The organism is Agrococcus sp. SGAir0287 (genome assembly GCF_005484985.1).
Lineage (GTDB): Bacteria > Actinomycetota > Actinomycetes > Actinomycetales > Microbacteriaceae > Agrococcus.
Map to the genome: position 1 here is coordinate 1,613,027 of NZ_CP027942.1, position 11,889 is coordinate 1,624,915.

13 protein-coding genes and 4 tRNA genes are annotated in these 11,889 nt (G+C 72.1%); 4 read left to right on the forward strand and 13 right to left on the reverse strand.

Features of this window, described 5'->3' with window-relative positions; all coding sequences use genetic code 11:
- Window positions 1–30 precede the first annotated feature (30 nt).
- The 5 genes from ruvB to C1N71_RS07750 are packed head-to-tail and all read right to left on the reverse strand — an operon-like array spanning window position 31 to window position 3,663.
- Complete coding sequence (gene ruvB / locus C1N71_RS07730) at window positions 31–1,041, reverse strand: Holliday junction branch migration DNA helicase RuvB (protein WP_137755863.1); 1,011 nt, start codon at window positions 1,039–1,041, stop codon at window positions 31–33.
- The gene (ruvA, locus tag C1N71_RS07735; RefSeq protein ID WP_137755864.1) at window positions 1,038–1,610 is read right to left on the reverse strand and encodes a Holliday junction branch migration protein RuvA; all 573 of its coding nucleotides are present in this window, start codon (window positions 1,608–1,610) and stop codon (window positions 1,038–1,040) included. Before ruvA ends, ruvB begins: the two co-directional genes overlap by 4 nt.
- Window positions 1,611–1,662: 52 nt before the next feature.
- On the reverse strand, window positions 1,663–2,205 hold the full coding sequence (gene ruvC, locus C1N71_RS07740; RefSeq protein WP_137755865.1) for a crossover junction endodeoxyribonuclease RuvC: 543 nt from the start codon (window positions 2,203–2,205) through the stop codon (window positions 1,663–1,665).
- Between the two features lie 21 nt (window positions 2,206–2,226).
- On the reverse strand, window positions 2,227–2,994 hold the full coding sequence (locus C1N71_RS07745) for a YebC/PmpR family DNA-binding transcriptional regulator (RefSeq protein ID WP_137755866.1): 768 nt from the start codon (window positions 2,992–2,994) through the stop codon (window positions 2,227–2,229).
- 33 nt (window positions 2,995–3,027) lie between these two features.
- Window positions 3,028–3,663, reverse strand: coding sequence for a hypothetical protein (locus C1N71_RS07750; RefSeq protein ID WP_137755867.1), 636 nt, complete (start codon window positions 3,661–3,663; stop codon window positions 3,028–3,030).
- A gap of 72 nt (window positions 3,664–3,735) precedes the next feature.
- Here C1N71_RS07750 and C1N71_RS07755 point away from each other — a divergent pair, with 72 nt between their 5' ends.
- Window positions 3,736–4,248: a hypothetical protein gene (locus C1N71_RS07755; protein WP_137755868.1), complete on the forward strand. Its 513-nt coding sequence runs from the start codon at window positions 3,736–3,738 to the stop codon at window positions 4,246–4,248.
- 72 nt (window positions 4,249–4,320) lie between these two features.
- On the opposite strand, the gene C1N71_RS07760 is transcribed toward C1N71_RS07755, so the two are convergent.
- From C1N71_RS07760 to C1N71_RS07770, 3 genes are all read right to left on the reverse strand, one after another.
- On the reverse strand, window positions 4,321–4,839 hold the full coding sequence (locus tag C1N71_RS07760; protein ID WP_137757263.1) for an HIT family protein: 519 nt from the start codon (window positions 4,837–4,839) through the stop codon (window positions 4,321–4,323).
- Window positions 4,840–4,919: 80 nt separating this feature from the next.
- Window positions 4,920–6,824 (reverse strand): threonine--tRNA ligase, encoded by a 1,905-nt coding sequence (gene thrS, locus C1N71_RS07765; RefSeq protein WP_217496061.1) that lies wholly within the window; start codon window positions 6,822–6,824, stop codon window positions 4,920–4,922.
- Window positions 6,825–6,910: 86 nt separating this feature from the next.
- Window positions 6,911–8,188, reverse strand: a complete 1,278-nt coding sequence (locus tag C1N71_RS07770) for an MFS transporter (protein ID WP_254677941.1) — start codon at window positions 8,186–8,188, stop codon at window positions 6,911–6,913.
- A gap of 133 nt (window positions 8,189–8,321) precedes the next feature.
- Between C1N71_RS07770 and C1N71_RS07775 the strand changes: the two genes are divergently transcribed.
- Window positions 8,322–8,648, forward strand: coding sequence for a hypothetical protein (locus C1N71_RS07775; RefSeq protein WP_137755871.1), 327 nt, complete (start codon window positions 8,322–8,324; stop codon window positions 8,646–8,648).
- Between the two features lie 38 nt (window positions 8,649–8,686).
- Here C1N71_RS07775 and C1N71_RS07780 read toward each other — a convergent pair whose 3' ends face one another.
- From C1N71_RS07780 to C1N71_RS07795, 4 genes are all read right to left on the reverse strand, one after another.
- On the reverse strand, window positions 8,687–9,118 hold the full coding sequence (locus C1N71_RS07780; RefSeq protein WP_137755872.1) for a hypothetical protein: 432 nt from the start codon (window positions 9,116–9,118) through the stop codon (window positions 8,687–8,689).
- Between the two features lie 135 nt (window positions 9,119–9,253).
- A tRNA-Val gene (locus C1N71_RS07785) sits at window positions 9,254–9,328 on the reverse strand.
- Between the two features lie 7 nt (window positions 9,329–9,335).
- Window positions 9,336–9,406: transfer RNA gene (locus tag C1N71_RS07790), tRNA-Cys, on the reverse strand.
- A gap of 50 nt (window positions 9,407–9,456) precedes the next feature.
- A tRNA-Gly gene (locus C1N71_RS07795) sits at window positions 9,457–9,528 on the reverse strand.
- A 211-nt stretch (window positions 9,529–9,739) separates the two neighbouring features.
- On the opposite strand from C1N71_RS07795, the gene C1N71_RS07800 reads away from it, so the two are divergent.
- Both C1N71_RS07800 and C1N71_RS07805 read left to right on the forward strand, forming a co-directional pair.
- A tRNA-Val gene (locus tag C1N71_RS07800) sits at window positions 9,740–9,815 on the forward strand.
- A gap of 135 nt (window positions 9,816–9,950) precedes the next feature.
- Window positions 9,951–10,538: a hypothetical protein gene (locus C1N71_RS07805; RefSeq protein ID WP_137755873.1), complete on the forward strand. Its 588-nt coding sequence runs from the start codon at window positions 9,951–9,953 to the stop codon at window positions 10,536–10,538.
- A 93-nt stretch (window positions 10,539–10,631) separates the two neighbouring features.
- Here the strand turns inward: C1N71_RS07805 and C1N71_RS07810 are convergent, their stop codons facing one another.
- A complete protein-coding gene (locus C1N71_RS07810) occupies window positions 10,632–11,858 on the reverse strand; it encodes an ammonium transporter (protein WP_137755874.1) in 1,227 nt (408 codons plus the stop codon).
- Between the last annotated feature and the right edge of the window lie 31 nt (window positions 11,859–11,889).

The window sequence follows — 11,889 nt, forward strand, 5'->3', positions numbered from 1 at the left end:
CCGCGCACGGCGCGGGCACGGACCCGTCGATCATAGTCGATCGTCCAACGTGGGGTGCACGACGACCCCCGCGTGAGCGAGCCCCTCGGGCGTCGCGATGCGCCCGCGCGGCGTGCGCGCGAGCAGTCCCTCGCGCACGAGGTACGGCTCGACGACGGCCTCGATCGTGTCCGCCTCCTCGCCGACGGACGCGGCGAGCGTCGAGAGCCCCACGGGTCCCCCGCGGAAGCGATGCGCGATCGTGTGCAGCACGGCGCGGTCGAGGCGGTCGAGCCCCGCCTCGTCGACGTCGTAGAGGCGCAGCGCGGCCTGGACGGCCTCGACGCCGTCGCTCCCCTCGTGCACGAGCAGCCAGTCGCGCACGCGTCGCAGCAGCCGGTTCGCGATGCGCGGCGTGCCGCGGCTGCGCCGAGCGAGCTCGCCGATGGCGTCGGGCGGCAGCGGCACGCCCAGCAGCGAGGCGGAGCGCTGCAGCACGCGCTCGAGGTCGCTCGGGTCGTAGAACTCGAGGTGGGCGGTGAACCCGAATCGATCGCGCAGCGGGCTCGGCAGCATGCCCGAGCGCGTCGTGGCCGCCACGAGCGTGAACGGCGCGAGCTCGAGCGGGATCGACGTCGCGCCGGCGCCCTTGCCGACCATGATGTCGATGCGGAAGTCCTCCATCGCGAGGTAGAGCATCTCCTCCGCGGAGCGCGCCATGCGGTGGATCTCGTCGACGAAGAGCACGTCGCCGGGCGTGAGTGCCGACAGGACGGCGGCGAGGTCGCCCGCGTGCTGGATCGCCGGGCCCGACGAGAGGCGCACCGAGCGTCCCGTCTCCGCGCCGATGATCATCGCGAGCGTCGTCTTGCCGAGGCCGGGAGGACCGGCGAGCAGGATGTGGTCGGGGCTGCGGTCCTGCAGCGCCGCGGCGCGCAGCAGCACCTCGAGCTGGCCGCGCACCTTCGGCTGGCCGACGAACTCCGCGAGCGAGCCGGGCCGCAGGGCGCCCTCGAAGGCGATCTCGTCGCCGGTCGCCTCGGGCTGGGTGAGATCCGTCATCCGCGCGGCCCCAGCTCGGCGAGCGCCGCGCGCAGCAGCGAGCCCGCGTCCGGCTGCGCGCCGACCGCGTCGAGCGCCTGCCGCGCCTGCCGCTCGGGCCAGCCGAGGCCCGTGAGGGCGACGAGGACGTCGGCGCCCGCGTCGGACGGCGTCGACGAGGTCGCGGGCGCCGGATGCAGCTTGCCCGCGAGCTGCACGATGATGAGCCGCGCCGTCTTCGGACCGATGCCGCTCACGGCCTTGAAGGCGCGCTCGTCCTCGCGCGCCACGGCGTCGGCGAGCTGGTCCGGCGTCATGTGGCTCAGCACGCCGAGCGCCGACTTCGGCCCCACCCCCGAGACGCTGCGCAGCAGGTCGAAGGCGTCGAGCTCCGCCTGCGAGGCGAAGCCGTAGAGCGACAGGTCGTCCTCGCGCACGATGAGCGTCGTGTGCAGCGCGATCGAGCTGCCGACCGAGGCGACGAGCGAGAGCTGCGGCGTGACGGACACCGCGAGCCCGACGCCGCCGACGCCCACGACGATGCGGGATCCGGTCGCGCCGAGCACCGTGCCGTCGAGCCTCGCGATCATGCGCTCCAGCCTAGGTTCGACCGGCGACGCCGACTCGCCGCCGCGCCGTCCCTCAGCGGCGGGCGGCGCGCTCGGCGGCCTGCCAGGCGCGCTGCGCCGGCGTGAGGGCGGCGGTCGGCGCCGCGCTGCGTGCGCTCCACGCGTGGCAGATCGCGATCGCCAGCGCGTCGGCGGCATCCGCGGGGCGCGGGGCGGCGTCGAGCCCGAGGATGCGCTGCACCATCGCGCCCACCTGACGCTTGTCGGCCTGCCCGTAGCCCGTGACGGCGGCCTTCACCTCGCTGGGCGTGTGCAGCTCGACGGCGATGCCGCTCGCGGCGGCGGCGCGGAGCACGAGGCCGGAGATCTGCGCGACGCCCATGACGGTGCGAACGTTGTGCTGCACGAAGACCCGCTCGAGCGCCACGGCGTCCGGGCGATGCTCGGCGATCGCGGCCTCGATGCCCGTCGCGATGCGGTGCAGGCGCTGCTCGAGCGCCTCGTCGGCGCCGGAGCGCAGCACGTCGACGGACACGAGTCGCACCGCGCGCCCCTGGGCGTCGACGACGCCCACGCCGCAGCGCGTGAGGCCGGGGTCGATGCCGAGGATGCGCACGGTGCGTGCCCTCGCGGGTGCCTAGTCCTCGTCCTCGGCGTCGAGCTCCGCCTGCGCCTCGGGCGTCAGGGCGTAGTTCGTGAAGACGTTCTGCACGTCGTCCGAGTCCTCGAGCGCGTCGATGAGGCGCATGACCTTCCGCGCCGTCTCCGCGTCGACCTCGACCTTGAGGTCCGCGACGAACTCGACCTCCGCCGAGTCGTAGTCGATGCCGGCATCGACGAGCGCCGAGCGCACCGCGACGAGGTCGGCGGGGTCGGTGAGGATCTCGAAGCCGCCGCCCTGGTCGACGACGTCCTCCGCGCCCGCGTCGAGCACGACGAGCAGGATGTCGTCCTCCGTCACGTCGTCGGTCTTCGTCACCGACACGACGCCCTTGCGATGGAAGTTGTAGGCGACGGATCCGGGGTCGGCCATCGTGCCGCCGTTGCGGCTCATCGCCGTGCGCACCTCGGCCGCGGCGCGGTTCTTGTTGTCCGTGAGGCACTCGACCATGAGGGCGACGCCGCCGCCGGCGTAGCCCTCGTACATGATCGTCGTGTACTCGACGGCGTCGCCCGAGATGCCGGCGCCGCGCTTGATGGCGCGATCGATGTTGTCGTTCGGCACCGACGTCTTCTTGGCCTTCTGCACCGCGTCGTACAGCGTCGGGTTGCCGGCGAGGTCCGCGCCGCCGAGCTTCGCGGCGACCTCGATGTTCTTGATGAGCTTCGCGAACGACTTGGCACGACGCGCGTCGATGACGGCCTTCTTGTGCTTCGTCGTCGCCCACTTGGAGTGTCCGGACATGCTGCCTTCCCGGTTCGTGTCGACGCGACGAGCCTACCGGCGTCCTCCTGCGGTCGCCGTCCGGACGGGGCGCCGGCGCACGCCGGCCGCGGAGAGCTCGAGCGCCGCGAGGGCGTCGAGCACGTCGTCGTCGGCGTCACGGATCGCGCGCAGCGGATCGGGCGCGACGGCCTGCAGCTCGGGCAGCGGACGCGCGACGAGCGCCCGCAGGGCGAGGAGGTCACGCCCCGCCGGTCCGGCGGCGATGCGCGCCGTCTGCGCCGAGCGGAGGGCGAAGCGGATGCGCGGCACGAGCCACACGCCGACGAGCACGAGCACCGGCACGAGCCAGACCGCCGTGCCGACGGCGAGCGCGAGCGTGCGGATGGCGTCCTCGAGCGTGCGGCCGGCGGCGGCGAGGCCGTCGGCAGCCGACGCCGCCTCGACGAAGGGCGCCCCGAGCCCCGGGCCGACGAGCGGCACGCCCTCGAGCCCCTCCGCCGCGCCGAGCAGGGTGTCGGAGAGCTGCGAGCCCGTGCCCTGCATCTGGACGCCGAACGACGTCAGCGACTCGATCGCGCGCGTCGTCTCCCCCGCGAGCCAGATGGCGATCGCGAGCACGCCGATCGCGACCAGGTCGCCGACGATCTGCCATGCGCGCCGGTCCGGGCGCGCCGAGTAGAGCTGCATGGCGCGAGGCTATCGCCGCGCGCGAGGGTCGACGGCAGCGCGCATCCAGCCGAGGGTGGCACGATGCGTGCCATGCCTCGCACTCGCATCGCCCCCATCGTGGGCATCGTCCTCGGCTCGCTCGCGCTCGCGGGGTGCGTCATCTCGCCCCCGGCGGCGCCCGTCCAGACGACGCCCGCGACCACCGCGCCCGAGACCTCGTCGACGCCGGATGCGACGGATCCCGCGCCGTCCGCCGAGCCCTCGGCGACGGACTCCGCCCCCGCCGCGGGCGGCTCGACCGTCACGATCGACGGCCAGCCCGTCGGCTCGTGGGGCTCGACGCTCTCGTGCTACTCCTACGGCGACGGCGCACTGATCTCCACGAGCTCCGAGGACGAGACGGGCACGCTCGTCGCGAGCGGCGAGAGCGCCGGCGGGTCCTGGACCGTCACCGGCGTGCTCATGACGAACGGCGACCAGGTCTACTACCAGACCGACGACTCCTCGCCGGCGACCCTCTCCGGCGGCGTGTTCACGGCCGAGGTCGGGATGAGCGACTTCTCGGGCGGCACCGCGACCCTCGCGTTCTCGGTCCCCTGCTGACCTCGGATCGCCCGGCGGCGCACGGTGCACCCGCGCCGCCGGGAGCGGGGTTGCCCGCGGCCGCCTGGCGGCTCAGGCGACCCAGCGCTCGGCGAGCTCGGCCCGCACCTCCTCCAGCAGGCGAGGCAGTGCCTTCGTCTGCGCGATGATCGGGAAGAAGTTCGCGTCCGTCGCCCAGCGCGGCACGATGTGCTGGTGCAGATGCTCGGCGATGCCGGCGCCCGCGACGCGACCCTGGTTCATGCCGATGTTCACGCCGTCGTTGCGCGACACGAGGGCGATGGTGCGCATCGCCTGCTGCGTGAGCAGCGCGATCTCCGCGACCTCCTCGTCGGTGGCGAGGTCGTAGGTCGCGACGTGCCGGTAGGGGCACACCATGACGTGCCCCGTGTTGTACGGGTACAGGTTCATGATGACGAACGCCGTCTCGCCGCGTCGCACGACGAGGCCCTCGTCGTCGGGCATCGACGGCGCGAGGCAGAACGGGCACGCGTCGCGCTCGGGCTGCTGCCCCTGCTGGATGTACGCCATCCTGTAGGGCGTCCAGAGCCGCTGGTAGCGGTCGGGCACGCCCGCGAGCTCCGACGACATCCACGTCGGCGCGCCGGCCTCGCGCGTCGGGTCGTCCGGCGCGGGCAGATCCCCGGGTCCGCGACCGTCGGCGCTGGGCATCAGGCGACCAGCTCGGTCTGCCGCGTCTCGATCGCGCGCACGATCCGCTCGATGGCGTCGTCGAGCGGCACGCCGTTCTCCTGCGTGCCGTCGAGGAAGCGGAACGAGACGCTGCCGGCCTCGGCATCCTTCCCGCCCGCGATGAGCTGGAAGGGCACCTTCGCGAGCGTGTGCGTGCGGATCTTCTTCTGCATGCGCTCGTCGGAGTGGTCGACGTCGACGCGCACGCCGCGAGCCCGAAGCCGGGCGGCGACGTCGTCGAGGTAGTCGGCGTAGTCGCTCGCGACGGGGATGCCGACGACCTGCACGGGCGCGAGCCACGCGGGGAACGCGCCGGCGTAGTGCTCGAGCAGGATCGCGAAGAAGCGCTCGATCGAGCCGAACAGCGCGCGATGGATCATGACGGGGCGCTGCTTCGAGCCGTCCCGGTCGGTGAACTCGAGGCCGAACCGCTCGGGCAGGTTGAAGTCGATCTGCACCGTCGAGAGCTGCCAGGTGCGGCCGATCGCGTCCTTCGTCTTCAGGTCGATCTTGGGACCGTAGAAGGCGGCCTCGCCGGGCACCTCGGTGAGCGAGAGCCCGCTCGCCTGCGCGACGCGGCGCAGTGCATCCGTCGCCTCGGCCCACTGCTCCTCGCCGCCGATCCACTTCGACTTCTCGTCGTCGCGCATCGACAGCTCGAGGGCGAAGTCGGTGAGGCCGAAGTCGCGCAGCAGCGACAGCACGAACTCGAGCACCTTGCCCGACTCGACCTCGAGCTGGTCGGGCGTGACGAAGAGGTGCGCGTCGTCCTGCGTGAAGCCGCGCACGCGCGTCAGCCCGTGCAGCGCGCCCGAGAGCTCGTTGCGGTAGACGGTGCCGTTCTCCGCGAGCCGCATCGGCAGGTCGCGGTACGACCGCGCACGCTCCTTGTAGATGAGGATGTGCATCGGGCAGTTCATGGGCTTCAGGTAGTAGTCGGAGCCCTGCTTGACGATCTCGCCGGACTCGTCGCGCACCTCGTCCATGTGGATGGGCGGCCAGATGCCCTCCTTGTAGGTCTCGAGGTGGCCCGAGGTCTGGAAGAGGTCGGCCTTCGTGATGTGCGGCGTGTAGACGTACGAGTAGCCGCCCTCGAGGTGCCGGCGCCTGGCGTGCTGCTCCATCTCCTGCCGGACGACGCCGCCGCGCGGGTGCCAGACCGACAGGCCCGAGCCGACCTCGTCGGGGAACGAGAAGAGGTCGAGCTCCTTGCCGAGACGGCGGTGGTCGCGCTTCGCTGCCTCCTCGAGGCGCGCCTGGTAGGCGCGCAGCTCGTCCTTCGTCGGCCACGCGGTGCCGTAGATGCGCTGCAGCTGCGGGTTCGTCTCCTTGCCGCGCCAGTAGGCGGCGGCGACGCGCGTGAGCGCCGCGCCGTTGCCGACCATGCGGGTGGAGGGCAGGTGCGGGCCGCGGCAGAGGTCCTTCCAGACCGTCTCGCCGTCGCGGTTCACGTTGTCGTAGATCGTCAGCTCGCCGCCGCCCACCTCGACGGCGGCCTCGTCGTTCGGACCCTTGAGCCCGATGAGCTCGAGCTTGTACGGCTCGGCGCCGAGCTCCGCGCGCGCCTCGTCCTCGCTCACCACGCGGCGCGTGAAGCGCTGGCCCTCGCGGATGATGCGGTCCATCTCCTTGCCGATGGCCTTGAGGTCCTCGGGGGTGAAGGGCTCGGCCACGTCGAAGTCGTAGTAGAAGCCGTCGGTGACGGGCGGGCCGATGCCCAGGCGAGCCTCGGGGTTGATGCGCTGCACGGCCTGCGCGAGCACGTGCGCGGCGGAGTGGCGCAGGATCGCGAGCCCGTCCTCCGAGTCGATCGTCACGGGCTCGACCGTCTGCGCATCCGTGATCTCGCGAGCGAGGTCCTGCAGCTCGCCGTCGACGCGCATGGCGACGACGGCACGGTCCGTGAAGCGATCGAATCCGGTGGTCACCACTCGATCCTAGGCGCGCAGGGAGACCCGGTCGGCACGGCTCAGGCGCGCTGGGCGAGCGGCTGCACGCGCCGGGTGATCGCGACGCTCATCACGGCGGCGACGGCGCAGAGGCCGGCGGCGCCGAGCCAGGCGAGCGTGTACTCCCCCGACGCGTCGCGGATCGCGCCCGCGACGGTCGCGGCGATCGCGGCGCCGATCTGATGCGACGCGAACACCCAGCCGAACACGACGGGGCCGTCGGCGCCGAAGAGCTGGCGGCACAGCGCGACCGTCGGCGGCACGGTCGCGACCCAGTCGAGGCCGTAGATCACGACGAACAGGATGAGCGGCGGGCTCACCGAGTCCGACAGCAGCAGCGGCAGGATCGCGAGCCCGATGCCGCGGCCCGCGTAGTAGACGCCGAGCAGGATGCGCGGATCGACGCGGTCGGTGAGCCAGCCCGACGCGATCGTGCCGACGATGTCGAAGACGCCCACGAGCGCGAGGAGGCCGGCCGCCGCCGTCGTCGCCATGCCGTGGTCGTGCGCGCTCGGGATGAAGTGGGTGCCGACGAGCCCGTTCGTCGTCGCGCCGCAGATCGCGAAGCCGGCGGCGAGCGCCCAGAACGTGCGCGACCGGCTCGCGCGGCGCAGCGTCGTGAGCGCCGTGCGCACGGCGTTGCCGCTCGAGCGGACGGGCGGCGTCCACCCCTCGGGTGCGCCGTAGGGGGTCGTGCCGAGGTCTGCAGGTCGGTCGCGGAGGAAGAGGAGCACGAGCGGCACGACCACGAGCGCGCCGCCGGCGACGAGCAGCGACGCCTGCCGCCACCCCGCGCCCTCGACGAGCAGCGCGATGAGCGGCAGGAAGACGAGCTGCCCCGTCGCGGAGCCGGCGGTGAGCACGCCGACGACGAGGCCGCGGCTGCGCACGAACCACTGGTCGGCGACCGTCGCCGCGAACACGAGCGCCATCGAGCCCGTCCCGAGGCCGATCATGACGCCCCACGTGGCGACGAGCATCCACGGGGTCGTCGAGAGCACCGAGAGCGCAGCTCCCCCGGCGACGAGCAGCAGCGCGACGGTCGTGACGCGCCGCATGCCGAACCGCGCCATGAGCGCCGCTGCGAACGGCGCCGTGAGCCCGAACAGCACGAGGTTCACCGTGACGGCGAGCGAGAGCTCCGTGCGCGTCCAGCCGAACTCCTCCTCGAGCGGCACCATGATCGCGCTCGGCGCGGCCCGGAACCCCGCGGCGCCCACGAGGGCGAGGAACGCCACGGCGGCGACGATCCACGCCGGGTGGAGGAGGCGGCGCCGCTGGCCGTCGGAGGTCTGCACGGTGCGAGTCTGCACGCGCGCGCACGCGGCACCCACGATCCAGCCGTCGAGATCCGGCCCGGTGCCGTCGAGATGCTGCCGTTCCGATGTGGGCGGTCGCCGCGACGATAAAGGTGGAGACGAGGAGGACGCGATGACGGAAGGTTGGTCGGTGCCGAGCCGGGATCCCCGCGAGGGAGGGTGGCTCATCTGCTACGAGTGGGAGTCTGAGCGGCACGACTGGTTCCGCCTGCCCGACGACCTCTCCCCGCTCGCCGAGGCGCTCGGCGTGCCCTACGCCTCACTCGTGAAGACGCTCGATCGCGGCGGCCCGCACGGGGCGCTCGACGTGATGTGGGAGCGCTTCACCCACCAGGACCCGTGGAAGGGACTCGAGGCGCTCCGCGCGATCGGCATCGAGCCGGAGGCCGTGCTCACGTGGATCCCCGGTGGCGACGACGGCCACTGGATCCACGACTAGCTCCACGCCGGATCATACGGAGCCGACCCCGGGAGGGCTCAGCAGCCGCAGGACCCGTCCAACGCGCGCTCTTGGAAGCACTCGGGGCAGGTGCGCGCCTGCTGGTCGGCGCGCTGACGCTCGACGCGCAAGGACGCAGGTCGCTCCCCCGCGATCAGTCGCTCGTACGAGATCTTCGCCCTCTCAGTAACCCGGACCGGGTGCCTCTCGTACTCCCGCAGCAGCGCATTGAGCTGCGCGGAGACCGGGAGCGGCTCTTCCTTCGGGCCCCGATGCGCGTCAAGTTGAGACGCAATGGTGTCGAGCCTCCAGTCGACGGCGTCAACGGTTCGGCCAAGTGCTTCCGCCAGCGCGTCGATACCTCGGATGTCGCGTCGTCCCGTCGAGCTCACGAGCAGGAAGAGGACCGCCTCATCGCCTTCGAGCGGCCAGTCCTCCCCGAACATCGGCGCACCGGTCACGGACCTCATCTCAGCGTCGCTCGGCATCGGATCGAACCGCCTCTCATGCTCTCGTCAATCTTGACGAGAACACCTCCAGCCGAGACTTGGCTGGCAGCGCGAACGACAGCAGCCCCGGTCCGTGAAGGACCGGGGCTGCTCATGTGGTGGGCGATACTGGGATCGAACCAGTGACCTCTTCCGTGTCAGGGAAGCGCGCTACCGCTGCGCCAATCGCCCTCGTGCGAGGTGGAGACGGGATTCGAACCCGCGTAGACGGCTTTGCAGGCCGCTGCCTGACCACTCGGCCACCCCACCCTGTCGGTGGCTCCCGGCGAACCGGGGGCGACCGTCGAGATGATCTCTCGAGCGGATGACGAGATTCGAACTCGCGACCCTCACCTTGGCAAGGTGATGCGCTACCACTGCGCCACATCCGCGTGCCTTCGGGACCTTCGCCCCTCGGACTCGACCAACAGTAGCCCACGGCTCGACGCTCGGCAAATCGAACGTCGACGGGCCGTCACATCGGTGTGATTCGCGCTCGACCGCCCGGATGGGGCCGCCCGAGGCCGTGCGTTCGGGCGGCGCGAGCCCAACCGAACGTGGTCACGCACGAGGCTCGAGGTGTGGCAGGATGGTCCCGTTCGAGGGCGATTGGCGCAGTTGGTAGCGCGCTTCCTTCACACGGAAGAGGTCATCAGTTCGAGTCTGGTATCGCCCACCACGCACGAGTCCCCGGTCCAGCACGGACCGGGGACTTCGTCGTCTCCGCCGACGCCGTGCAGCTGCCCCTCGAGCCGTAGGCTCGGATGCGGATGCGCGCGCGGATCGCTGCGCGCCGACGCGGAGGGAGCAGCGCGTGGTCTGGCCCTTCCGACGCCGCGAGGAGCCTCCCCCGCCGCCGACCGACGACGAGCTCGCGACGCAGGTCGACGAGGGCCTGCTCATCGTCATGACGGGCCTGCGGCTGGCAGCACGCAATCGCGTCGTGCTCGGGGCGCTGCGCGACCGCGACGACTACGACGAGGACGCCCTCGTCGCCGGCGTGCGCGCCGACGCCGCGGACGTCGTCGCCGAGCAGCGCGCGGCGATCGCGCACATCGAGCGCACGCGCGAGCTCGCGGCGAGACGCCACGGGCAGGCGCTCCACAGCGCGGACTTCCGGCGTCGCGACGTGGCGCCCCTCGAGCGGCGGGCCCGCATCGCGGCGCTGCTCGTGGAGCGCCTCGAGGAGCGCGTCGCCGACGAGGCGGTCGTGCGCGGGATCGTGCGCGAGGCCCGCCGGGCGGCGATGGAGGACATGTTCGACTCGGCCCTGCGCATCCAGGGCCTCGCCCCGAGCGCGCCCGACCCGGACCGCGGCGATCGGCTCGCCGCGCTCGAGGGCGAGCTGCGCGCGCTCGCGCTGGACCCTGCGCACCCCGACGCACCGCGCGACGACGCCTGAGCCGCTCGCGTCGACGCCGCGGCCCCGCACAGGCGAGAGGGCCCGGATCCTCACGGATCCGGGCCCTCCCGATCGGCATGCGAGCCCCGGGCGTCAGGCCCGCTCGAGCTCGTAGTCGTACGCCTCCTCGCCGTGGACGATCTGGTCCACGCCGGCGAGCTCGTCCTCCGACTTCACGCGGAAGCCGATCGTCTTCTCGATCGCGAAGCCGACGACCAGGGCCACGATGAACGCGTAGATCATCGCGCCGAGCGCCGCGATCAGCTGCACGACGAGCTGGCCGGCACCGCCGCCCAGGAAGAGGCCGGTGTCCGTCGCGAAGAAGCCGAGGTACAGCGTGCCGATGAGGCCGCCGACGAGGTGGATGCCGACGACGTCGAGCGAGTCGTCGAAGCCGAGCTTGAACTTCAGCTCGATCGCGATGGCGCAGACGGCGCCTGCGACCACGCCGAGCACGAGTGCCCAGCCGGGCGTGAGGTTCGCGCAGGCCGGCGTGATGGCGACGAGGCCCGCGACGGCACCCGACGCAGCACCGACGGCCGTCGGCTTCCCATCCTTGATCTTCTCGACGACGAGCCAGGCGAGCACGGCGGCCGCGGTCGCGCCGATCGTGTTGATCGTGATGAGGCCCGCGTTGCCCATCTCGTTGAGCCACTCGGCGCCCACGTTGAAGCCGAACCAGCCGAACCACAGGATCGCGGCGCCCAGCAGGACGAAGGGCACGTTGTGCGGCTTGTGCGAGCCCTTGGCGAAGCCGACGCGCTTGCCGAGGACGAAGGCGAGCGCCAGCGCCGCCGCACCTGCGTTGATGTGCACGGCCGTGCCGCCCGCGTAGTCGATGACGGCGGGCAGGCCCATGAGGTCGCCGAGGCTGTAGATCCAGCCGCCGCCCCACACCCACGCGGCGATCGGGAAGTAGCCGAGCGTGGCGAAGACGCCCGCGAAGAGCATCCAAGCGCCGAACTTCGCACGGTCGGCGATCGCACCCGAGATGAGCGCGACCGTGATGATCGCGAAGGTCGAGCCGTACGCGACGCCGACGAAGTCGGTGTTGGCCGTCTCGCCGGCGGCGAGGCCCGAGAGCCCGAAGTCGGAGAACGGGTTGCCCGCGAAGGCGAAGGGGCTGTCGACGGCCGACATGTTGTAGCCGTACAGGATCCACAGCACGCCGATGAGGCCGAGGGATCCGAACGACATCATCATCATGCTGATGACGCTCTTCGCGCGGACCAGGCCGCCGTAGAAGAAGGCGAGGCCGGGCGTCATGAACAGCACGAGGGCTGTCGCGGCGACGCCGAAGGCGATGCTTCCTGCATCCATGGGGTGGGCTCCTTGGGGGTGTTCCGGTCAG

Bases quoted from the DNA above. Each gene is read 5' to 3' on its own strand.
- C1N71_RS07810 (WP_137755874.1), bottom strand. From the start codon at position 11,858: ATGGATGCAGGAAGCATCGCCTTCGGCGTCGCCGCGACAGCCCTCGTG.
- C1N71_RS07760 (WP_137757263.1), bottom strand. From the start codon at position 4,839: ATGTCGTCGGAGCTCGCGGGCGTGCCCGACCGCTACCAGCGGCTCTGG.
- C1N71_RS07745 (WP_137755866.1), bottom strand. From the start codon at position 2,994: ATGTCCGGACACTCCAAGTGGGCGACGACGAAGCACAAGAAGGCCGTC.
- C1N71_RS07775 (WP_137755871.1), top strand. From the start codon at position 8,322: ATGACGGAAGGTTGGTCGGTGCCGAGCCGGGATCCCCGCGAGGGAGGG.
- ruvA (WP_137755864.1), bottom strand. From the start codon at position 1,610: ATGATCGCGAGGCTCGACGGCACGGTGCTCGGCGCGACCGGATCCCGC.
- C1N71_RS07755 (WP_137755868.1), top strand. From the start codon at position 3,736: ATGCCTCGCACTCGCATCGCCCCCATCGTGGGCATCGTCCTCGGCTCG.
- C1N71_RS07780 (WP_137755872.1), bottom strand. From the start codon at position 9,118: ATGAGGTCCGTGACCGGTGCGCCGATGTTCGGGGAGGACTGGCCGCTC.
- C1N71_RS07750 (WP_137755867.1), bottom strand. From the start codon at position 3,663: ATGCAGCTCTACTCGGCGCGCCCGGACCGGCGCGCATGGCAGATCGTC.
- thrS (WP_217496061.1), bottom strand. From the start codon at position 6,824: ATGCGCGTCGACGGCGAGCTGCAGGACCTCGCTCGCGAGATCACGGAT.
- ruvB (WP_137755863.1), bottom strand. From the start codon at position 1,041: ATGACGGATCTCACCCAGCCCGAGGCGACCGGCGACGAGATCGCCTTC.